The 22,770-nt window shown below is 45.2% G+C and carries 15 protein-coding genes; 6 read left to right on the top strand and 9 right to left on the bottom strand.

What is annotated here, in order from left to right; translation table 11 throughout:
• The first annotated feature begins 88 nt into the window (after positions 1 to 88).
• Positions 89 to 1,690 (top strand): esterase/lipase family protein, encoded by a 1,602-nt coding sequence (locus tag AC27KT_RS13920; protein WP_487130887.1) that lies wholly within the window; start codon positions 89 to 91, stop codon positions 1,688 to 1,690.
• 99 nt (positions 1,691 to 1,789) lie between these two features.
• Complete coding sequence (locus AC27KT_RS13925) at positions 1,790 to 3,382, top strand: ABC-F family ATPase (protein WP_014951404.1); 1,593 nt, start codon at positions 1,790 to 1,792, stop codon at positions 3,380 to 3,382.
• An 87-nt stretch (positions 3,383 to 3,469) separates the two neighbouring features.
• Here AC27KT_RS13925 and AC27KT_RS13930 read toward each other — a convergent pair whose 3' ends face one another.
• Both AC27KT_RS13930 and AC27KT_RS13935 read right to left on the bottom strand, forming a co-directional pair.
• On the bottom strand, positions 3,470 to 4,249 hold the full coding sequence (locus AC27KT_RS13930) for a hypothetical protein (RefSeq protein WP_487130890.1): 780 nt from the start codon (positions 4,247 to 4,249) through the stop codon (positions 3,470 to 3,472).
• Between the two features lie 384 nt (positions 4,250 to 4,633).
• Positions 4,634 to 5,530, bottom strand: coding sequence for a hypothetical protein (locus tag AC27KT_RS13935; RefSeq protein ID WP_487130892.1), 897 nt, complete (start codon positions 5,528 to 5,530; stop codon positions 4,634 to 4,636).
• 362 nt (positions 5,531 to 5,892) lie between these two features.
• Here AC27KT_RS13935 and AC27KT_RS13940 point away from each other — a divergent pair, with 362 nt between their 5' ends.
• Positions 5,893 to 6,660, top strand: a complete 768-nt coding sequence (locus tag AC27KT_RS13940; RefSeq protein WP_487130894.1) for a MipA/OmpV family protein — start codon at positions 5,893 to 5,895, stop codon at positions 6,658 to 6,660.
• A gap of 163 nt (positions 6,661 to 6,823) precedes the next feature.
• Here AC27KT_RS13940 and AC27KT_RS13945 read toward each other — a convergent pair whose 3' ends face one another.
• The 4 genes from AC27KT_RS13945 to hutC all read right to left on the bottom strand — a co-directional run bounded on the left by AC27KT_RS13945 (position 6,824) and on the right by hutC (position 11,627).
• The gene (locus tag AC27KT_RS13945; protein WP_487131000.1) at positions 6,824 to 7,318 is read right to left on the bottom strand and encodes a CreA family protein; all 495 of its coding nucleotides are present in this window, start codon (positions 7,316 to 7,318) and stop codon (positions 6,824 to 6,826) included.
• 130 nt (positions 7,319 to 7,448) lie between these two features.
• A complete protein-coding gene (hutH, locus tag AC27KT_RS13950) occupies positions 7,449 to 9,041 on the bottom strand; it encodes a histidine ammonia-lyase (protein ID WP_487130896.1) in 1,593 nt (530 codons plus the stop codon).
• A 2-nt stretch (positions 9,042 to 9,043) separates the two neighbouring features.
• Entirely contained in the window at positions 9,044 to 10,798 is a 1,755-nt protein-coding gene (gene hutU, locus AC27KT_RS13955) for a urocanate hydratase (protein WP_487130898.1), read from the bottom strand.
• A gap of 106 nt (positions 10,799 to 10,904) precedes the next feature.
• Complete coding sequence (gene hutC, locus AC27KT_RS13960) at positions 10,905 to 11,627, bottom strand: histidine utilization transcriptional repressor HutC (protein ID WP_487130900.1); 723 nt, start codon at positions 11,625 to 11,627, stop codon at positions 10,905 to 10,907.
• A 165-nt stretch (positions 11,628 to 11,792) separates the two neighbouring features.
• Between hutC and hutI the strand changes: the two genes are divergently transcribed.
• Together hutI and hutG are read left to right on the top strand one after the other, a co-directional pair.
• Positions 11,793 to 13,052, top strand: a complete 1,260-nt coding sequence (hutI, locus tag AC27KT_RS13965; protein WP_487131002.1) for an imidazolonepropionase — start codon at positions 11,793 to 11,795, stop codon at positions 13,050 to 13,052.
• The gene (hutG, locus tag AC27KT_RS13970) at positions 13,045 to 14,013 is read left to right on the top strand and encodes a formimidoylglutamase (protein WP_487130902.1); all 969 of its coding nucleotides are present in this window, start codon (positions 13,045 to 13,047) and stop codon (positions 14,011 to 14,013) included. Before hutI ends, hutG begins: the two co-directional genes overlap by 8 nt.
• A 34-nt stretch (positions 14,014 to 14,047) precedes the next feature.
• Here the strand turns inward: hutG and sstT are convergent, their stop codons facing one another.
• Entirely contained in the window at positions 14,048 to 15,268 is a 1,221-nt protein-coding gene (gene sstT, locus AC27KT_RS13975) for a serine/threonine transporter SstT (RefSeq protein ID WP_487130904.1), read from the bottom strand.
• Between the two features lie 378 nt (positions 15,269 to 15,646).
• A complete protein-coding gene (locus tag AC27KT_RS13980; RefSeq protein ID WP_487130906.1) occupies positions 15,647 to 17,068 on the bottom strand; it encodes a S41 family peptidase in 1,422 nt (473 codons plus the stop codon).
• A gap of 573 nt (positions 17,069 to 17,641) precedes the next feature.
• On the opposite strand from AC27KT_RS13980, the gene AC27KT_RS13985 reads away from it, so the two are divergent.
• Positions 17,642 to 18,898 (top strand): glycoside hydrolase family 68 protein, encoded by a 1,257-nt coding sequence (locus AC27KT_RS13985; protein WP_487130908.1) that lies wholly within the window; start codon positions 17,642 to 17,644, stop codon positions 18,896 to 18,898.
• A 132-nt stretch (positions 18,899 to 19,030) separates the two neighbouring features.
• On the opposite strand, the gene AC27KT_RS13990 is transcribed toward AC27KT_RS13985, so the two are convergent.
• On the bottom strand, positions 19,031 to 22,768 hold the full coding sequence (locus tag AC27KT_RS13990; protein WP_487130910.1) for an SbcC/MukB-like Walker B domain-containing protein: 3,738 nt from the start codon (positions 22,766 to 22,768) through the stop codon (positions 19,031 to 19,033).
• Positions 22,769 to 22,770: the final 2 nt, after the last annotated feature.

Consider the following 22,770-nt stretch of genomic DNA (forward strand, 5'->3'; position numbering starts at 1 on the left):
GGGTGAAATGCGCATCAAGCAGAGTTTCATTTATTGGGTATTGGTAGCGACTATCTGCTGTATTAGCGCATGCAGTTCAGATAAGTTTATGCGTAAAAAAGTATCCCCTTTGTCTTTGGCCGGTGCGTATGGCTATGGCTATTTGCCCGACTTAAGCCACTTCGACAACATACAACTGGCTGCTCGGTGCACATCGTACGAGCAGAGTACTATGCTAGATATCGCGCTTGCGCTCGATTGCTACATGACCTTATTAAAAAGGGACAGTCTTTCTGAAGCGCATCGTGCTATAGGGATCGACGGGTATAACCTCGCAGTAAACAAGCTATTCCGTCTTAGACATACACCTGACAACTTAATTCAGGTTAACTACTCGGGCCCAAGCGAGCTCGATTTAGTTTCAGAAATAGAAGCCTTAGACGCTCGCCTCTCTCCTAAGGTATTTGGTGAACTTGGCAGTGCAGCAGTGACTCGAATTAACAACCAAGCACAGAATGGCCGTAGCCTTGACCTAAACTATCCACTAGAAGGTATCTACTCCCCTTACTCCCTTCAAGTTGAGTCGGTTGTATTGAAAGGGCTTAGAATTCACATATCCTTGCGAGCCCAACACGTCGATGTGCCTACCGAAATACTGGTTGGACACAACACATACACGCAACGGTACTCACCTGCTGCCGCTTACCTTTCCCTATTGCAAAATGCCGACATCCACAATTTTAGCTGGCTAGGATTTACTAATGCACAAGACGCTGAAAAGAGAATGGGAGTCTTTAGTATTGGAGAGCTTTCTTCAGTTAAAACTCCGATTATTATGATTCATGGCCTCAATTCAGACCCGCTAATTTGGCGCTATCTCACAATGGCTATTTTCAATGACGAAGAATTATCTCAACACTATCAGATATTGCACGTGTACTACCCGTCAGGCCCTCCTCCTTTCTATAACGCCATGCGAGTTCGCAATTTGCTGGACAAGCTAAACCAGCGGATAGCGTCATCGGAAGGCACTTCTTCATCTGCGGTATTGATAGGGCATAGTATGGGCGGCGTAATCGCAAAGCTGATTTCAACGCATTCAGATAACACGTTGTGGGATACTACTTTCACAGAGCCACCAGAAGCGCTAATCGCTGAAGGTGATGAAATGTTGCGAGATATATTTATATTTAATCCCGTCTACAAAGAGAATACGGTGTTTTTTCTCGACACGCCACACCGAGGCTCAGAAATAGCTAATAGTCTTATAGGATCGTTAGGCTCTTCACTCATCACACTCCCTTTTAGTTTTAAAGCGCTATTTAAAAAATTTATCGACAAAGTAGGCGTGAGCAGATTAACCGCAGCTATGCTTCCTTTCTTGCAAAACTACGGGCCAGATAGCGTCCAAGTGTTGCGCCCCAATCACCCGCTGATGACAGCATTAGCCGACATTCCTGTAGAAGGCGAGAGCTATTCTATTATTGGCTCAACCAGTACCTTGTATTGCCAGTCAGAAACAGAATGCGCTGCTATAACTGACTCTGTCGTCAGTTATAGCAGCGCATATTTACCTGAGGCAAAAGACACAACAATTGTTAACTCGTCACATAACTCATTCAAAAGCCCTCAGGCAATCCAGTTTATACTTGATAAGCTTCGCCAAAAGCACATCAGCGCAATAACTGTTCAAAATTCCCTCGACATGTAGCCCTCAATTCCTTATAGTGCGCGCGCTTTTATATATTAGTGAAGTGACAATCGCTTTCACTACTACCTCTTCTCATCGTTTTACCCCTGGATACCTGTTTTGATTACCACCGCAAATATCACAATGCAGTTTGGCTCTAAGCCATTATTTGAAAATATTTCCGCAAAATTCGGCAACGGCAACCGATACGGCCTGATTGGCGCAAACGGTTGTGGCAAGTCTACCTTTATGAAAATTCTAAGCGGTAAACTTACCCCATCGTCGGGCAACGTTTCTATGGCGCCAGGCACAAAGCTAGGTATCTTGAGTCAGGATCAGTTTGCGTTTGAAGAGTTTAGCGTAGTCGATACCGTTATCATGGGTGACCGTGAACTATGGGAAGTTAAGCAAGAGCGCGACGCCATTTACAGCAAGGCTGAAATGAGCGAAGAAGATGGCATGCGCGTGGCGGACCTGGAAACCCAATTCGCCGAGATGGATGGTTACACTGCCGAAGCCCGCGCAGGCGATATATTAAACTCTGCTGGCATCGACGAAAGCTATCATTTTGGTCTAATGAAGGAAGTCGCACCTGGTAAAAAAGTACGTGTGCTTTTGGCGCAGGCGTTATTTGCCGAGCCAGACATTCTGCTTCTAGACGAGCCAACCAACAACTTGGATATCTACACCATCAGTTGGCTTGCTGAAGAGCTTAACAAGCGTAAGTCGACCATGCTTATTATTTCGCACGACAGACACTTCCTAAACTCTGTATGCACGCACATGGCCGATATCGACTACGGTGAGCTGCGCGTTTATCCAGGTAACTACGACGACTACATTCAAGCTGCCATGCTCGTTCAAGAACAGCTTCATGCAGAGAATGCTAAGAAGTCAGCGGAAATCGAAGAGCTACAGAGCTTCGTAGCGCGATTTTCTGCCAACGCATCGAAAGCGAAACAAGCCACCTCGCGTGCCCGCCGTCTTGAGAAAATTGAATTAGCTGAGGTAAAAGCGTCTAGCCGCCGTAAGCCTTATATTGTGTTTAACCAACATAAGAAACTTCACCGACTTGCTATTACTCTTGAAGAATTAGGGCATAGCTACCCAGATCTTCCGCTATTCGACAACGCTAACTTGCTATTAGAAGCAGGTCAGCGCTTGGCGATTATTGGTGAGAACGGGGCTGGCAAAACCACACTTTTGAAGTGTTTGGTTAATGACATCGAACCTACCGCAGGTAGCTATAAGTGGGCTGAAAACGCTGCGATTGGCTACATTCCGCAGGACAACGCTAAATACTTTGCCGAAGATATCACTATGTTTGAGTGGATGAGCCAATGGCGCAGCCCTAAACACGATGACCTGCAAATTAAAGGTATGTTAGGACGTTTGCTATTTACGTCTGACGACTTCAACAAACGCGTGCAGGTATGTTCTGGTGGTGAGAAAAACCGTTTGCTGTTCGGAAAGCTAATGCTTCAAGACATCAACGTTTTAGTAATGGATGAACCCACTAACCACATGGACATGGAGTCGATTGAAGCCTTGAACAATGCGCTATACAAGTTTGATGGCACTGTTATTTTTGTTAGTCACGACCGTGAATTCGTTTCGTCACTGGCGACGCAAATCATCGAAATTAAAGACAAGAAACTGAATCACTTCGATGGAAACTACGAAGAGTTTTTGGCGCATAAAGAAAACGCTTAAGTAGTATCAAAAGGGGCGTTCAACGCCCCTTTTTCTACTTAAATACTACGTCTTCTTTATCGCATTAAGGTTAATACTTTATTGACCTTAAACTTCTTCGTTTCCTACTAAAAACTGTCGAGTTATACCCGCTAGGTTATCGAAATACTCAATAAGAGCAGCTTTCACTGGGGCTAACTCTTCTTCAGTCATATTCTCAAAGTCAGCAGGATCGGCAAAATCTTCTAATGGCTTGTGTTTCGCCAAGTATGTTTGAGTTTCTTTTACATGCGCTAATCGCGTGATGTCCACTGGCTTATCAATGGTTTCTATGGAAATGGCAAAGCTAGCTGAGGCCATGTAGTTATCTAGACCCAAAAAGCTTCTAGTAAAAAGTCCATAACCTTGGCTGTAATGTTCTGAGCAGCCATACATGCCACACTCCATTGCTGCTAATGTGGATGTCTCTTTAATGATAACAACCGCTGTTATGCCCTCAGCGATAAGCTTTTCTCGTGTGCTCGCGCTCTTTTCGTTAAATACCCATTCTTTATTTACCACATCAACAAAGGTAAGCGTATCACTTTCAGAAACAAGGTTTGATATGTCTACAACATCGTATGTCGTTCCGCTCTCAATTTTATCTTCAAAAATTTTGAAAATATTTTCTTTAAGCTGCCAATCGTATTCATATTCTTTGCTGAAATTATTAAATATCGTCGTTCCAACATGGGTATGGCTAGGGTTCTCTTTAGCGACAACCAAAACTCCAATCTTACTTTGCTGAGGGGCTTTGTAACCTGTTGTAGGTGGCACGTACGTTGACGCACACCCTGCCACAACAATGGCCATAAAGACTATTGAAAACAACTTAAACGGCAATTTCATTTTTATTCCTTTGCATCTTTTTATTATATTTTTAAACCTAGTTAGCTCACTCTATTCCACTTAACGTCTACTAGACCTTCACGTATGATTAGGTGTCTCAATAAAATCGCACATGTATTCTACAAAGACAATGTGTTTTATAACTCCATTTTCATTACTTCACGAGCCAGAATTGTCGAGCTATCGCCCAATAACTTGCCATAAGCCTCTTTCACAAAAAAACGCCGAAATATCGCCTTTTGACAATTGGTGAAATGAGCCTTCATCAGGCAATTGCAGGTAGTCAGAAATACAAAAATCGTTATCTTCGGCCCCTTTAGGTTTGCTGGAAAAACATAAAAAAACGGGCACTTGATCAAGTGCCCGGTTTACATTTTGTTAGGTTTACTGATTAGATAAGTAGTTAGCCACCGTTTCAGCTACACGGTCGAAGTACCTAATAATCGATTTTTTGATAGGCGCCAACTCGTTTTCTGTGACTTCATCGAAGTTTTCAGGTGGAAGAAATTTTTCAATACGCACGTTCTTCTTGGCGTCATCTTGTAATTCACTAAATTCGGGTTGCGCTGCGATGTCTACAGGTTTATCTAAGCGCTCAAAGCTTACATCAAAGCTAGCAGACGCGACGTAATGATCGGTTCCTAAAAAACTTCGCGTAAACAAACCAACGCCTTTGCTTTCATGTTCTGCGCAGCCATATGTACCGCATTCAGTGATGGCTACCGTAGGTGCCTCTTGGACGACAATGATCCTTGAAACACCATCAGCTAGCAGCGACTTTCTAAGGGCATTTTGGTTTTCATTAAACGACCAATTGTCATTCTGCTTCACCACGAAGTCTAGCTGCCACGCACCTTTCACTTTTGGCGTTACGTCAACCACTTCAAAGCGATTTGATTGTTCGATTGCTGTCTTTAGTTTAGTAAAAAACGTAGAGGCTAGTTGCCAGTCGTATGCATACTCTTTCGTGAAGTTATTAAACTTGGTGGTACCAATATGAGTATGCGAGGGAAACTCATTAGCATTAATGAAAATCCCTACTTTCTGCTTGGGTAATTCTGTCGGTTCTTTAGCAGTTTCGGCTGTGTTTTCGCTTTCTTGCCCCGAAGCATCAACACCTTGCTTCAACGCTTTGCTGTCTGTTTTAACAACTGAACTTGTTGTTTCGACATTCGATTCGGTAGGCATACTTTCACTTGAGTCCATACCTTTTTGCGTTACACATCCTGCCGCAAGCATTGATACGGCGACCAGCGCACCAAGCTTTGTCACGAATTTCATATCACTTCCTTATTTAAAAACCACCAAGCTTAATACTAAATTAATACTATTCTGGTTTTGCATAAAATGGCGCTTAAGGTAATACAACCTTACTTCCCCTATCTACAAGTGGTCGTGGCGAACTTATATCACGCTCAATTTCCGTGAGAGCTGCAGTATCACTTACTATTCAACTTTCAATATTGCGTTAAATCTCACTGCAATAAACATTCCTCATACTGAGTTAAGGTCAGGAAAATTTCCATTGCGTAAATCGCCTGCATATCACTCTACACATATGAGTAGGTAAGCGTAGAAAGCACCCTCAATATTGATCGAATCGGAAGCTTAGGCTGTAATGTGATAAAAAAGGAAATTTATTGATGACTCTACTAAAGTGTTTAGGCGCAGCTAGCCTGTCAACATTACTCGCATTCTCTTCCCCCGTCACTGCACAACAACCAATGGGGTCACAACAACCCCAAGGCTGGATGTGGGGTTTTGGTGTCGCCGCATCCCAAGATGTGTATACCGATTTTGATAACCGCATTGTGCCTATTCCTATTATTGGCTACACCGGTGAAAAACTTCGGGTATACGGGCCATTCATAGGCTATGAGTTATTTAGAAAAAAGGACTTCACCCTTGATGCCCAACTTGTGCCGGTATTTGCAGGTTATGAAGAAGATGACAGCGCTGTATTTAGTGGTATGGAAGACAGAGACTTTAGTTACGCGGCTGGCGTTGGGCTCAACTATAATACGGGAAGCTGGGTGTATTCATTGTCAACCAATGCGGATATTCTTGGTAAGTTCGATGGCTACCAGGCATCCGCTCGAATTGGCAAACAGTTTAGAATAAATAACTTCATGATAGAGCCATCGGTAGGCGTTAACTACCAAGACAGCAACTATGTCGACTATTATTACGGTGTACGACCTGAAGAAGCTAATGCATTTCGAAACACATATGTCGGCGATAGCGCACTTAACACAGAGGTTCGCGTTGCTGTTTCCACCCGCCAATTTCTGGGTGGCATGACCCGCTTAGAGGTTGGCGCCACATTCTTTGACGATAGCATTAGCGATAGCCCGCTGACTGACGATGATACAGCTCTGAGTGCCATGCTGGTTTATACGCGCTTTTTTTGACGGTTCAAGGAGTGGGGCGATTAAGCACAAAAAGTCGAAACCTTGCTGTTAAATATATTCTACTCAATTGAGGTGGGCGCTGAACATCAGCATCGCTTTCATTAGACACAACAAAAAATGCCCCAGTATTTCGGGGGCATTTTCGTTGGTTGCACATTAAAATTTATGCGGACTTCTTAAACGCAAGTGTTTCCCACAGGGGAACGGTAGATAAGCTATGTTTGTAACTGCCCGATGTTTCTTTAGTGCTGTACGACAAGTAAATCAGCGTCTTTGAGTCAGCATCATAAATTCGTCGAAGCTTCATATTCTTAAAAAACACGCTCTTTGATTTTTTAAAAATCACTTCCCCTGAATCCGACTTGTCAATTGCCTCTAACATCTCGGCTGTGATCGGACCGGTTTGCCTACACGCAATGGAGCTATCTGACGGATCAGACAAATCTAGGTTCGCTTCAATACTTGAAATATGACAGGTGACGCCAGTGACAACAGGGTCTTGAAGCGCATCAATTTTGATATCTTTTGTGGTAAAAAGCCCAAGCGACACATCACCCACTTCGCTGTCGCTACAGCCTGCCAATGTAAGCACCGACGCGGCGAGTAAACCCAACACAGAACTTTTTACAAAAGCGCCCTTCTTAAAAGCATCTTTCATCGAAGCACGATTCATAGAAGTACGAGCCTCATTTGAAATTAACCAACGTCCATTTGTTTGCATATCATTCCCACCTCTACTCTATTTGTGATCTACAAGTGTTTACTCGAAACATCAAGCCTGGATCATACTAGCCTAACAGGTTTAACTGTGTCTTATCCATAAGGTCGCATCGCTTAATCAGTTGCTTGGCTTTTTCTATGTCTGGCGCAAAATAGCGGTCTTTATCGTAAAACGGCACTTGCTCTCTTAGTAGCAGCATCAGCACCTGCAGCTTTTCGCTTGTTGCAAGGGGCTTTCTAAAATCTAAACCTTGGCAGGCCGCTAACCACTCAATGGCCAAAATACCTGCCACGTTGTCGAAAATATCTCTTAAGCGCCTAGCAGCGAAGGTAGCCATAGAAACATGGTCTTCTTGGTTTGCAGACGTTGGCAAAGAATCAATAGAAGCAGGGTGCGCAAGGGTTTTATTTTCACTAGCAAGCGCCGCACAGGTAACCTGTGCGATCATAAACCCTGAGTTTACCCCACCATTTTCAACTAGAAATGGCGGTAAACCGCTTAAGTGAGTATCTATCATTAGCGACATTCTGCGCTCTGACAGCGCACCAATCTCAGACAGTGCGATAGCCAACATGTCTGAGGCCATCGCCACCGTTTCGGCATGGAAATTTCCGCCAGATAAAATATCGCCAGCGGTCGCTTCGCCCGAACTTGAACCATCGCAACTTTCTACAAAAACTAACGGGTTATCGCTAACACCATTAGCTTCCGTCACTAAAATGTCTTGGGCATAGCGCATTTGTTGTAAACAGGCCCCCATTACCTGTGGCTGGCAGCGCAGCGAATACGGATCTTGCACTTTTTCACACCGTTGATGTGAGTTGCCAATCTCTGAAGTATCTAGCAATGCTCTGAAAGCCGAGGCTACATCGCACTGGCTTTTATGGCCGCGCACCTCATGAATGCGCGCGTCGAAGGGCACGCGAGAACCTAACGCAGCTTCAACCGTAAGCGCGCCAATACCGATAGCACTGTGAAGCGCATTTTCAGTATAAAAAAGCCCCTGGAGAGCAAACGCAGTCGAAGCTTGCGTGCCGTTTAATAGTGCTAAGCCTTCTTTTGGCGCTAGCGCAATTGGCTCCATGCCAGCTATTTCTAATGCTTTAGCTGCACTTATACGCTCTCCTTTGTAAAAAGCTTCCCCTTCTCCTAACAGCACCACACTCATGTGTGCTAAAGGCGCTAAGTCGCCGCTGGCGCCTACCGAGCCTTTTTCAGGAATGGCGGGGTAAACTTGGGCATTAAACAAGGTAATGAGCGCTTTTATTACGCTTAACCGAATGCCCGAAAAACCCCGTGCTAGCGAGTTTATTTTTAACAGCATAAGTAGGCGCACGGTGTCTTCTTGCATAAAATCGCCCGTGCCGGCTGCATGCGACAGCACAATACTGCGCTGTAATAACTCTAATTCGTCAACGTTAATACGTGTGTTAGCCAATAATCCAAAGCCAGTATTGATACCATAGACAGTACGATTTTCTTTAATCACGTTAAGCACTACTTGCTCCGCTGCGTTTATAGCGGGTATTGCGCTTTCATCTAAGGACAAATGAACGTGGTTCCGATGTACTTCTCTTAACTGTTCTAGGGTTAAGGTACCAGGAACCAGCGTTAGCTTTTTAATACCTTCTTGCTCAGCAAAAAAAGACGTCTGGGACATGATTACGCCTCCCCGTCTAGGTTTTGGTTTGAGCTATCATGGTGTGAGCTATAATTTGAGCCTTCATTGCCAACCCCTTGATTATTAGCCACAGAATTTATCATAGGAAGGTCAAGGTCGTGTTTGGCGGCACAGTCTTTTGCAATGTCATAGCCTGCATCGGCATGACGCATAACGCCTGTAGCAGGGTCGTTATGCAGTACCCTAGCAATTCGCTCAGCAGCTGCATCAGTCCCGTCACAAACAATTACCACGCCCGAATGCTGGCTGAAGCCCATTCCTACACCACCACCATGATGAAGGCTCACCCAGGTTGCGCCACCCGCAGTGTTTAATAACGCGTTTAGTAGAGGCCAGTCCGAAACCGCATCTGAACCATCGAGCATGGCCTCAGTTTCTCTATTGGGTGAAGCTACCGAGCCAGAGTCGAGATGATCACGACCAATCACGACAGGCGCGCTGAGCTCACCGCTGCGGACCATTTCATTGAAGGCAAGCCCCAACTTTTGTCGTTCACCCAAACCCACCCAGCAAATACGCGCGGGCAGGCCTTGGAACTGAATACGTTCTTTAGCCATATCTAGCCAGTTATGTAGGTGCGGATTATCGGGTATGAGCTCTTTAACTTTAGCGTCAGTTTTATAAATATCTTCTGGGTCACCAGATAAAGCAGCCCATCTAAAGGGGCCAATGCCCTGACAGAACAACGGCCGAATATAAGCGGGGACAAACCCTGGAAAATCAAAAGCGTGTTCAATGCCTTCTTCCAGCGCCATCTGCCTAATGTTGTTGCCATAGTCGAGCGTTGCCGCACCGGCTTTTTGAAAACCCAGCATGGCTTTAACTTGCAGCGCCATCGACTGTTTTGCTTTCTTAACGACACACGCTTCATCTTTCTTGCGTTGCGCTTCGGCTTGATCCAGTGTCCAACCTACAGGCAAATAGCCATTAAGCGGGTCGTGGGCACTGGTTTGATCGGTTACCACATCAGGAATAATCCCTTTTTCTAGCATATCGGGAAATACCTCAGCAGCATTGCCGAGCAAGCCTATTGAAACTGGTTTACCGTATTGCTTGGCCTCATCTAACAAGCCCATAGCTTCTTCTAGCGAATGCGCTTTTTTGTCCAAATAGCCCGTTCGAATTCTGAAATCTATGCGGGTTTCATCAACTTCCACTGCCACCATTGAAAAACCGGCCATGGTAGCCGCAAGTGGCTGTGCCCCACCCATACCGCCTAAGCCCCCTGTTAAAATCCAGCGTCCTTCAGCGCTTCCTTCAAAATGTGTTTTGGCCACGCTCACAAAGGTTTCATACGTGCCTTGCACAATGCCTTGAGAGCCTATGTATATCCATGACCCTGCCGTCATTTGCCCATACATCATCAAACCTTCTTTATCCAGAGCGTTAAAGTGCTCCCAATTAGCCCAATGGGGTACGAGATTAGAGTTAGCAATTAACACACGAGGGGCATTTTCGTGAGTGGGAAATACCCCAACAGGTTTGCCTGATTGAACTAGCAGCGTCTCATCAGTATTTAAACGCTTGAGTACTTCAACAATTTTGTCGTAAGACGCCCAGTCACGGGCCGCGCGCCCAATACCGCCGTAAACCACCAGATTTTGCGGATGCTCAGCAACGTCCGGATCTAAGTTATTCATCAACATGCGAAGCGGCGCTTCGGTTTGCCAGCTCTTGGCATTTAGCGTACTGCCTCTTGGGGCACGTATTTCTCTTGTAGGGTCGAGGCGTTTCATAAACTTCTCCTAGGCATCTTTTTTCTTTTACTGAAATATTGTTGTTATAAGAAGCAGTAGCTTTAAAAAAGCGCCTTGAGAGTTAGCGTCCTAGGCGCGTTTACACTTAAAACTCTAAGTGTCCTCCCAGTCGGTATCTACTGCCAGGATGGAAAAGTACAGCGTGGCTAACCACAGCACTTGCGCCAGTTGCTTTCCCCGGCCCACGAGAAAATGTCCGTCGAGTAACCTTTAGGCAGGGCTCTTTAGGCTTTATCAGTAGCGCTTGCGCAATATCTTTTTCAACAATTACAGCTTCTACGCTATGGTCCGCCTGAGAGAGGGGGGCAACTTGGTTTAGATAAAAGTTTGCGGTTTGCGCTTTAAAATCTTTATCTAAATAGTCGTTAATCCACGCTGGGTTAACCCATCTGTCTTCATACTGCACAGGTAGGTTGTTCTCGCAGTGTACGATAATGCTATGAAATACTGGCTCTCCCACATCGATACCCAGTCGTTGAGCAATAGCATCATTAGCTGGCGAGGTTTCCAACACCAATATCTCGTTAGTGTATCTATGCCCCCGCTGCTCTATTTCATCGCGAATGCTTTTGATTTCAAGCATTGAGCTCATAGGGCGACTATCTGACACAAACGTGCCAATCCCCTGGCTGCGCATTAAAATGCCCTCGTCCACCATTTCACTTAACGCTCTTCGCGCAGTCATCCGGCTTACACCGTGCAGCTGGGCAAGTTGGTTTTCTGAAAGCACTTGGCTACCCGGCTTCATCTCACCACTTTCGATGGCATCTAAAATTGCTGTTTTAATTACCCTGTATCGAGGTTGCATATCGTGGGTTCACAACTAAATTGTTAATAATATGCTAACAGCATACTTGTATATACAAGTATGCACAAGTAAACTGATTTCAAAATTTGCACTAAGTTTTAATAAAGGCTCAGGACAGAGCTAGACAACGAAGCAAACAAAAGGTGGCTTAGAGTGGAACACGTTATGGGTTATCAGTACGACACGCTTATTTACAATGTTCGCATTGCGTCTATGCAAGACAACGAGTTGCCTTATGGCGAATTACCGCCACACGCCATTGCCGTAAAAGACGGCAAAATTGCTGCGTTAGTTCCTTGCGATGACTCACTAGACGACGTGTTTAAGCAGGCCAAAAGCGTAATAGATGCCACTACCCTAATTCCGCAAAATGAAGGTTCAACGCCCAAACACCCGTGGCTATTGCCTGGTTTCATCGATTGTCATACGCATCTGGTGTATGGCGGCAATCGCGCCGAAGAATTTGAAATGCGATTGCAGGGCGCTAGTTATGTAGACATTGCGCAGCGCGGCGGTGGCATTAAAGGGACGGTTGAAAAAACTCGACGCTCTGACGAACACACCCTGCTTCACACTGCGATAAAGCGAGCAAAGCGACTGTGCGAAGAAGGTGTTACCACCATTGAAGTCAAATCAGGTTACGGGCTGGATTTAGACACTGAAGTGCGTATGTTACGCGTGGCTAAATCCCTTGAGCAGCACCTTCCTGTGAGTATTCAAACTACCTATTTAGGCGCTCACGCCCTGCCCAATGAATTTGCTGAGGACTCAGACGGATATATCGATTTTATTTGCGACGAGGCACTTCCTCACATTGCTTCGCAAAACTTGGCTGACGCCGTTGATGTATTTTGTGAAACCATCGGCTTTTCAACTTCACAAACAGAACGAGTGTTTAGCTGCGCACAGCAGCACGGTTTACCCATTAAAGCTCATGTAGAACAGCTTAGCGACAGCAAAGGCGCAGTCTTGGCGGCTAAGTACGGTGCACTCTCGGTAGATCACATCGAATACTTAGCTGACAGCGATATTCCCTTACTTGCCCAAAGTGGTACGGTTGCCGTATTACTACCGGGCGCGTTTTATTATTTAAGTGAAGTTCAAAAGCCGCCGGTAGACGCGCTAAGGGCGCACAATGTGCCCATGGCCTTAGCCACTGACTTTAATCCAGGTAGTTCGCCGTTAGCCTCAATCCTTACCGCGATAAATATGGGGTGTATGCTGTTTCAACTTACGCCAGAAGAAGCGCTACGCGGTGCTACTGCTCACGCAGCTAGCGCACTCGGGCTGCACGACCGAGGTGTTATTGAAGCAGGCAAGCTTGCTGACTTAACGCTGTGGGATATCGAAACGCCGGCAGAGCTCGCCTATTGTATTAATGGCCACCGCCCCATCGCGGTGTTTAAGGAAGGCAAACATGTTTAAGTGGCAAGGTAGAATAGACAGCGAAGATGGTGCTGAAGGCTTGCGCTGGCATCAAAAAGTTAACGAAATTGAGGATGGTGAAGATAGCGCCTTTACCAACACCATTACTCTTGTTGGTTTTGAAAGTGATTTGGGTGTGGCATTTAACAAAGGCCGCGTAGGTGCAACCGCGGGTCCAAACGCTATTCGCCAATCACTTGCAAACTTGCCCTGGCATTGGCCTCACGCATCATTACTTGACTTAGGGAATGTTACTGCTAAAGAGAACTTAGCCCAGGCACAAACCCAATATGCCGACGCTATCTGCTTTGCGCTCAAGCAAAATGGTGGATTGGTCATTGGACTGGGAGGGGGACATGAAATTGCATGGGGTAGCTATCAAGGCGTTTTTAATGCAAGTTCAAAAACGTCCCGTATTGGTATTGTTAACTTCGACGCCCATTTTGATTTGAGAAAACCTTCTCCAAACACCAGTTCAGGTACGCCGTTCAGGCAAGTTTATGAGCACTGCCAGCTACACGATACACCGTTTCATTACGCTTGTTTGGGCGTATCGAAAGCAGCCAATACACCAGCGCTGTTTAACTTTGCCAATACATCCAAGACTCGTTATTTAACCGACGTGGCGTTAAATGATGAATCACTGTGCATGCAGCGAATAGATGAGCTGCTATCTCCGATGCTAAAAGACATCGATGAGCTTTATGTCACTGTATGTTTAGATGCATTTCCAGCAGCACAAGCGCCTGGGGTTAGCGCGCCCAGTGCATTGGGAATTTCCCCCACACTTGTTATCAACGCGCTACACTTTTTAGCACAGCATCAAAGCACTTACGGGTATCAATGGAGATTGTGTGACGTTGCGGAAATGAACCCCAATTATGATATTGATAGCCGCACAGCAAAGCTGGCTGCACGGCTAATTTTTGAAGCAGTAGATGCAATAAGCTCGCACACTTAACGAGTTAACGCTTTAACGTTTGACGCTTTTATGTTTACTGGCCGCCTGCCCTTTCACACGCAGCGGCGGTAAACAAGACATCAGTGGAGCTATTTAATGCTGTTTCAGCAGAGTCTTGCAGTACGCCAACAATAAAGCCCACCGCAACTACCTGCATAGCCACTTCATTGGGTATATTAAACAGGCTACAGGCAAGCGGAATAAGCAGCAGCGAACCGCCAGCAACACCTGAACTTCCACATGCTGATACCGCAGCAATAACGCTTAACAATACGGCAGTAGGGAAATCTACAGAAATTCCCAAGGTATTAACCGCAGCTAGCGTCAACACGGTTATTGTGATCGCAGCCCCAGCCATATTAATGGTGGCGCCTAACGGTATAGATACCGAATAGGTGTCTTCATCAAGCTTTAAGCGTTTACACAGCGCCATGTTTACCGGGATATTCGCCGCCGAACTACGAGTGAAGAATGCCGTAATGCCACTTTCTTTAAGGCATTTGAACACCAAAGGATAAGGGTTCTTTTTGGTTGCCAGAAATACTAACAAAGGGTTGGTCACTAGTGCGATAAATAGCATCGCGCCAATCAGTACCGTTAATAAATGGGAGTAGCCAAGCAGTGCTTCAAAACCCGTTGTAGCAATCGTATTAGCTACCAAGCCAAAAATACCGAAGGGCGCGAGTTTAATAACAAAACCCACCACGGTTGTTACGCTATCTGCCATATTTTGAAGTAGCGCTTTCGTTGCCTCGCTAGCATGACGTAGACCTAAGCCTAGGCCTACAGCCCATGTGAGAATACCTATGTAATTTCCATTTACTAACGCATTTACCGGGTTATCTACCATGTTATAAAGCAAAGTAGTGAGGACTTCCGACACCCCTTTCGGCGCAGCTTGGCTAATGTCTGAGGTCACTAAACTTAAGCTTGTAGGAAAAGCGAAGCTTGCCAATACGGCGGTAAGCGCGGCCAGTAACGTACCTACAAGGTAGAGCACCAAAACAGGTTTTATGAAGGTTTGCTCGTTTTGCTTGTGGTTGGCGATGGACGCCATGACTAAAACAAAAACCAATAAAGGCGCAATTGCTTTTAGGGCTTTTACAAATAAGTTACCCAACAGCCCTGCTGATTGAGCTGCTGAAGGTGAAAAAGTAGCTATCGCAATACCACATACAATACCAATGATAATTTGCAGTACCAAACTGCCATTCATGTAGCGCTGAAACAAACTTGGGCGTGACGTTGAATCCATAAATGTTGGTCCATTATTATTTTGACGACGCACCATGATACCAGTCCACATAGATAATTACCCACTCAGCGAGAGTTAAAATGTTCGTAATCGCGGCGTGTTACCGCAGGTATAGTGGTTCTACATCAAGGTGACACAACAAAGAGTACGAACATTTTAAACTCGCCCTTCGGGAAGGTCTGGCAAGCTTCCTAGCTGCATTCTGGGAATTTGAAAGGGGACACATTCCTGCATTCCCACGCTTTGCTAGGAAACTTGCCAGCGCCTTCTGAGAGGATAATTATCTATGCGGACTGGTATAGCGTAAAACCCCAGACAAATGAACCTGTTTGGTCTTAGTTACTCGCAAATAACCGTATGCTTGCCGTTTATAAGGGTTTACATGCCTTCAAGTATCTTTTGCGTGTAAGACGTCCACTGGTAAAGAGGGAGTTCACTATCAATATAGTAGTCTGGCTGAATGCCCACTCCATCAATGGCCATGTGGGGAATACGCAAACTTTTGGTTAAACTGTAATGCAAGGTAAAAGTACCGCTCGGCGAATCAGTTTGATACATGTTTGAGATGTCGAGTACACCTGCGGTGGTTTGCCCAAACAACTTTACTTTCTTGCTTTGTTTAGCCGCCAGCAAAAACTGTTCTGCGGTACTGCCATTACTTGAATCAACGAGTACGCCAATACTTTTTGGCAGAGGTTCGATTTTATCGAATGTCTCCACCGTTACGTCGTCATCAATGTTGATGTAGCTGCCGATGTGTTGCTGAAGAATGTCGTACCCGCCTTTTGCCCACTGCTTTTCTTCTTCACTGAAATGAGGGTTTTGCAAAAAGCCAAGCATTCTAGAGTTGTTAAGCTCGGTAGATAAGTATTCCATGCCTACAGTGCGAATAGGGTTGGTGTATAAAATAGGGAGTAAAGCCGCATAGCTTACGTCACTACCACCCCCGTTTCCTCGGATGTCGATAATGAGGTTTTCAGTTTTTAAAATCGTATCCAGGTTTTTAGCGATAACCGCGTCGATATCTTTTTTGAAGGCATGATCGAAAGCCGGTATGCGAACTAATACTGTGTTCTCTGAAATTTTTTCGAATAGCGGAGCCTTTGTACTAAGCAGGCGCACGTAGCGTGTTATTTCAGGTGAAGATTCTTGTCGCGGTTCCTCTCGCGACATAACGATAAAGCTATTGCCCAACACCACTTCATTGTTACCCAAGTACGTAATGGTATCTATTTGTCGGGCGGAGTGATCGCCCATAAAAAACGTCACGTTTGCAGTATTGCTGTCTGCAGGGTCGTTAAGGATGAACTTTACTTGTCCTGCCTTCCATGAAGGATTAGTACTTTCAACGATATAAGCTTTATGGACATTACCTTCTTTTTTTAACGCAACCGTATAGCTTGAGAATTGCCAAATCCCTTCAAGAGTTTCGTCACGTTTGCTTTTTAAATATTGTTTAAATGCCGATAAGTCGAAATCATGCACTACCGATTCGCGTACCGTTTCCTCTGTACCATTCGTATTTAGTACAAGACCAACATGCCCTTTGCGAAAAAACGTAAGCCAGTCGCTAAGGACAGTTTGGCATTGCGCTTCGTTCCTCGCGCTTTGTACCCGAGCCAAGACGGCATTATTGTGGGCGGAATAAAGATCCTGCCCTTTTTTCTCGACGCTATATTGAAAACCGGCATCGTTGTTTTCAAACGTGCTCTTTAACCATTCAAACTCACTTTCACATTGAAAGGTACTACCAAAAGAACAGAAAGAGGCAAAAAGAGGGAATATCGCAAATCGTTTCACTAAATATGACGTCCATATCTACTTTTAATAACGATAAAGTATCATAAAACCATGATCTTGATAGTATTTACGTGAAATGACTTGTAAGTAAATATAATGCTTTCCTGAAAAATGATGCTCAACTGCGACACTTTTCTTCAGTAAGATATCACACTAACCGTATTTTTAATCGAAAGTAAAAAAAATGCATTGAAGTCAGCTTATTAGGCATTACTTTAAGCACACGCAGGAGCTTAATCGATTAAGAAAAGATTACCATTAACGCGAATTACTTACTTATAACTGTTGCCATATAACTTCAACCTTAGCATCAACTCTAGCTCTACAAACTTACCAAAAACATAAATAAACACTAATAATCATATAGATACAAAACAAAAAACCATACTTGGCATACCACATGCTCAATTGAAAACAGATAGACCGAGGATGACTATCTTTTTTAATCGAAAATACAGGATGGTTTAAATGACTTTAAAAAAAACGTTTTTGACATGTTCAACAACTTTGGCCATAGGCTTAAGTTTAATAGGTTCAGTGCACGCTGCACCATCGGACAACCCTAGGAAGCAGATGAGTTACCCTGCATGGGGTGACTACACGGATGCGTGGACTCGCGATGATGCTGCCAAAATAGCGTTAACAGAAGATAATACCTTGCCACTTTTGGAAGAAATGCCGGTAGATATCGTCACAGACGAAGTTTGGATTTGGGATACTTGGCCAATGACAAACCTAGATTCTAGAACCGTCAACTACAAAGGTTATAAGGTAATATTCTCTTTAACGGCTGACAGAGATTTAGACTTTCCCCAACGCCACTGGACCGCGGAAATTGGCTACTCTATTTCACGAGACGGCAAAAGCTGGGAATATCAAGGTGACGTCTTCCCAGAAGAGGTAGATACTCCAGGACTCAGGGAATGGGCTGGCTCAACTATCCTTGTTGGTAATAAAGTTTACTTTTACTACACGGCTTCAGGCAGTGAGGGAGCAGGTCCAAATGATGCTGAATATTTCACTCAAAAACTTGTCGTTGCTAGCGCTACCATTTCTGCAGACTCAAATGGCATTACGTTTAGTGATTGGAGCGAACACGAAATCATCGCTGAAGCTGATGGCGAAATGTATCAAACGTTAGAGCAGTCCAAAGCTGGCCCCATCATTTATGGCTTCAGAGACCCGTGGGTGTTTAAAAACCCGCAGGACGGTCAAGTCTATATGTTGTTTGAAGGTAATAGTCCAGGTGAAGAAGTTGCTTGCGGTTCAACCGATGGCGTAACTAACCCCGTCAATCCAGGGCCTTATGGTGCAAACCCAGCGGCCGCGAACAACGGCGCTCTTCCGGTTAGCCCACAAGCTAAATATTATAACGGAAACATTGGTCTTGCTGTTGCTAACGAAGATAGCATGACGGAGTTTGAACTTCTTCCTCCCATCTTACATGCCAACTGTACTAACCAACAGTTAGAGCGCCCCCACGCGACGTTCTCTGGTGGACTTGTATACCTTTGGACTATCAGCCATAAATTCACCTTTTCACCTGCCCTTCAAGATGCTGGCGTAGATGGCCTTTACGGCTTTGTTGGCCCATCAATTCGCAGTGACTACATTCCTTTAAACGGTAGTGGTTTGGTATTGGCAAACCCGCCTGAAAATAACGAACAAGCGTATTCTTGGTATATGATGCCGGGTGGATTTGTTGAAGCCTTCTTAGACAATGTTCAGGGTGAGTTTGCAGGTACACTGACACCTACGGTTAAGATGGTTACAAAGCAACAAACGAAAACTACGTTTGTCCACACTTTCGATGATGCATTCATCCCTTAAACAGAGGGTTTAGTGATAAATCGTTTTTCTTAGATATAAAAACGGGTAAGCGCTACGCTTACCCGTTTTTGTTTACGATCTTATTTTCAGAGGCTTAAACCAAAAACCTCTTCGGATTATTTATGAGCGACACTATCCCACCGCATACGCCTTTTCTAACGCGCTAAGACCAACACCGTTGCGTTTAATTACTTTTAGCTGAGTAGGAATACGCTCTTTCATGGCTTCAATATGGCTTATTACACCAATCATTTTTCCGCTGGCATTTAAGTTGTCCAATGCATCTATTGCCACATCCAAAGTTTCAGCATCAAGGGTGCCAAAGCCTTCGTCCAAAAACAGCGAATCAATACTGGTCTTGTGACTGACCAAGTCTGATAAAGCGAGAGCCAGTGCAAGACTCACTAAGAAACTTTCTCCGCCAGACAGAGTTTTAGTATCTCGCACTACGTCCCCTTGCCAAGTGTCTAATACACTTAAACTCAACCCTTCATTTTCTTTTCGAATAAGCTGATAGCGACCGTGTAATTTATCAAGCTGCTGATTAGCAAGCTGCACTAAGTTGTCCAGAGTAAGCCCTTGAGCAAAGCGTCTGAATTTGTCGCCGCTTGCTGAACCAATTAACGAGTGAAGGTAAGTAATATCGTCGTAATAGGCCTCAAACGTGGCCATCTCATCCACAAGCTGCTTCTGCTTTTCACGGGCTTGATTGTTAGCGCTTAGCTGCTGTTCAATTTGCCCTAAAGAAGATAACAGCGTGTCACGCTGCTCGGCTTGCTGTGTAATTTCCATGTCTATCCACTGTGCACCGTGTTCTTCTAACTCACACTGCCACTGCGCTGCTTTCGCATGGGTTTGTAGCGATTGTTGAGCAGCTAGCGCGTTTTCTAGCTTTAGGTCTGCCTGTTGCTTTTGCTGTGTTAATCGCTTTTGCAGTTCAAGTAACGTGTTGCGAGTTTCTTCGTCTAAGAGCGCATTGCTAAACGCTTGCTCATCGGCAAAGGGGCTGCTCGCCAACTGACGGTTAAAGTGCTCTGTTGCCTCTGTCAGTGTCTGCTCTTTTTCGCACATTTGCTCATTAAGCTGGGCAATTTCCGCTTCTAAACGAGACAATATAGTGTCCGTTTGTTGCAGGCGAGATTTACATTCACTCACGTTTCGCTCAGCTTGCTCTTGAGCAGCCCTTGCCCTACTCCTTGCATCTGCGATATTGCCTTCTGGGAATACGGTTTTGCGCGAGTCTCCCAGCGCTTTTAGGCTAATATCTAGCTGCACAAGCTCTTCGGATACACCCTCAAACTGATGCTCAGCGCTTTCGATATCGCGATTAAGCACAAGTAAGGAGCTACTCACCTCTTGCAACTCATCTTTTAGTTTGGCGTGCAGTTGATAATTGTGTTTATAGGTTTTAAGCGCTTCGGCTTTTTCATTTAACCACTTGGTAATTCCATCAATTGACAGGTTGTGAATGTCAGCACCGTGCGCCGTCATAGTCTCGCTGAGCGCTAAAATACTATTATTAATCCCTTGTGTTTTGTTCTCTAGCTCTACATTGCGTTCGGTGAATTGCTTTTCTAAGGTTTCGCGCTGCTGAAGAGAAACTGCACGCTCTGACTGTTTGGTTTGTAACGCCTGTTGCGCTTCATTTTTAGCCTGCAGTGCAGCATTTAGAGCTTGCTCGCACTCTTCTAAACGGGTTAATTGGGCACTAATGTCATCAAGACGGTTTTTAAACTGCTGGGTAAATTGAGCGACGCTTTGTGAGGTATTAATGTCGACCTTTTCAAAGCTCGATATATCAGCGCTAAGTACGCTTGAAATCTGCTGCCACTTTTCTAGCAGCGTATCTCGTTGCCTACTTGCCTGTTCTAGCTGCTTATTAACCTGAGCAAGAGTGAATTCAGTTTGTGTAACGCTTTCTTTTGCTCGCGCCCCTTGCTGCTCAATATCATCTAACTGCAGCTTTAAGCTATCTCGCTTTTGGATAGTTTCAGGCACATCAATCGCCACGCTAGACGTGGTGTGCTCGTTAGCCCCACAAACAGGGCATGGCTCGCCACTTTTTAATTGTGCGCGCAGGTGCGCCACTTCAGCATCAAGAGCGATAAGCGCCTCTATGTCTTTTAAATTACTACGAGTTTGCTTGTAAGCATCAACCAAGGCTTGGCGGTCAGATTGCTGCTGCGCTAGTTGCTTCGCCAAGTCTTCCTTCTGCGCACTCAGCGATACTTTGTCTTGCTCTAATGCCAAATATTGCTGTTGAATATGCCCTAGCTGTAACACGTTATCCCAATGATGAAGTTTGGTATCCCGCTCTTGCTGAAGGCTTGCTTTGCTGGTTGCACTAGCACTATTAGTATCAGTCAATTTGTCAGATAGCGCGGCGTTGAGTGCCTTCTCGCACATGGCAACTTGCGCGTTTTTGTCATCAAAGGTCTGCGTTAAAGTGTTAAGCGACTCATTTGTTTTTGCGATAGCTTCATCTAGGGATGAAAGCGCCTGACGATCATTCTTTACGCTTTGTGTTAGTGTCTCTAACTGCTTTTTATCATGTTCAATATGGCGCGCCGTTTCACTCCAGCCACTGATAAACTCGGCCACACCGCTAAGTGAATGGTGTTCTCTCAAGTAAGCTTCCAGTTCACCAAGCTTGGTCTTGTTATCTGCCGAAGCGTTTTCGATTTCTGTGCGTTTTAGCGTTAACGCGTTTATTGACTGCCTTAAACGTGCCGCGTTTTCGTTTGCTTTTTGCTGTTCATTAGTAAGCTGCGCTATTTGGTTATCTAGCGGCACCACCTGCTCATTTATGCGCTTTTCAAGCTCACTGCTTTGTTGCTTTGTCTGGGCTAGCGCCTGTTCGGCATGGGTTACTTCTGAACTGCGTTGTGCCTTTTGCGTTTTTAAATCGGGCAGCTGAGCAGCTTTCTCGTCGAGCCTTTCTTTATAACGGGTTACGTCTTGCTGAAGCCCGTTTCTTTGTAAAAATGGCAGGCGAAGCTTTTCAGCTGGCTCGCTTTGGGTTAGAAGATCAAGCTCTTGTTTCGCCTCATTGATGGCGTTATTCGAGGCCTGCTGCGCTTCACTGGCTTCTTTAATCGCGAGCTCGTTAGCGTTAAACGCTTGTTGCCACTGCTGTTGCTGTTGCAGTTCAGCAAGTGTTTGGTTAAACGCTGCGACTTGGCTCTTGGTTTGTGCTTGCTCTTCTTCAAGCAGGGTGATTTGCTCGTCGCTAAGCAAGGTTACGCCTTCTAGCTTTATCGCAAACTCTTTTTTCTTTTGTTTAGCGTCACTAAATTGCTGATGTACCGCCTGTGATATCTGCCCGTAAATTTCGGTGCCAGTTAACTCTTCAAGCAGCTCGGCTCGGTCGGCCTCGTTAGCATTCAAAAATGCTGCAAAATCGCCTTGCGACAGCATCATCGACTTGGTGAAGCGGGCAAAATTAAGGCCGGTTAGCTTTTCAATCTCTTCACTTTTTGGCCGCACTTGAGTTGCCAATACCTTGCCGCTTTCAACTTCGGCTAGCTCAACATCAGCACTTTGCAGGTTACCGTCAACTTTCCCTCTGGCCCGACGCATACTCCAAAACGCACGGTATGCTTTACCCTTAATATCAAACTCAACCTCCGCCAAACACTCCGCCGTGCCGCGGGTCATGATGTCGTTGTTCGACGTTGAAATTGGTCCCAAGCGAGGGGTTTGGTGATAAAGCGCTAAACAAATGGCATCAAGCAGCGTGGTTTTACCCGCCCCGGTTGGGCCTGTGATAGCAAACAGCCCATTGTCAATAAACGGCGACTGGGTGAAATCTATCTTCCACTCCCCTTTTAAGGCGTTTAGGTTTTTAAGGCGTAAGGTCAATATTCTCATTG

Source organism: Alteromonas sp. 5NW40-0090 (genome assembly GCF_057552975.1).

Bases quoted from the DNA above. Each gene is read 5' to 3' on its own strand.
- AC27KT_RS13920 (WP_487130887.1), top strand. From the start codon at position 89: ATGCGTAAAAAAGTATCCCCTTTGTCTTTGGCCGGTGCGTATGGCTAT.
- AC27KT_RS13930 (WP_487130890.1), bottom strand. From the start codon at position 4,249: ATGAAATTGCCGTTTAAGTTGTTTTCAATAGTCTTTATGGCCATTGTT.
- AC27KT_RS13935 (WP_487130892.1), bottom strand. From the start codon at position 5,530: ATGAAATTCGTGACAAAGCTTGGTGCGCTGGTCGCCGTATCAATGCTT.
- AC27KT_RS13940 (WP_487130894.1), top strand. From the start codon at position 5,893: ATGACTCTACTAAAGTGTTTAGGCGCAGCTAGCCTGTCAACATTACTC.
- AC27KT_RS13945 (WP_487131000.1), bottom strand. From the start codon at position 7,318: ATGAAAGATGCTTTTAAGAAGGGCGCTTTTGTAAAAAGTTCTGTGTTG.
- hutH (WP_487130896.1), bottom strand. From the start codon at position 9,041: ATGTCCCAGACGTCTTTTTTTGCTGAGCAAGAAGGTATTAAAAAGCTA.
- hutU (WP_487130898.1), bottom strand. From the start codon at position 10,798: ATGAAACGCCTCGACCCTACAAGAGAAATACGTGCCCCAAGAGGCAGT.
- hutC (WP_487130900.1), bottom strand. From the start codon at position 11,627: ATGCAACCTCGATACAGGGTAATTAAAACAGCAATTTTAGATGCCATC.
- hutI (WP_487131002.1), top strand. From the start codon at position 11,793: ATGGGTTATCAGTACGACACGCTTATTTACAATGTTCGCATTGCGTCT.
- hutG (WP_487130902.1), top strand. From the start codon at position 13,045: ATGTTTAAGTGGCAAGGTAGAATAGACAGCGAAGATGGTGCTGAAGGC.
- sstT (WP_487130904.1), bottom strand. From the start codon at position 15,268: ATGGATTCAACGTCACGCCCAAGTTTGTTTCAGCGCTACATGAATGGC.
- AC27KT_RS13985 (WP_487130908.1), top strand. From the start codon at position 17,642: ATGAGTTACCCTGCATGGGGTGACTACACGGATGCGTGGACTCGCGAT.
- AC27KT_RS13990 (WP_487130910.1), bottom strand. From the start codon at position 22,768: ATGAGAATATTGACCTTACGCCTTAAAAACCTAAACGCCTTAAAAGGG.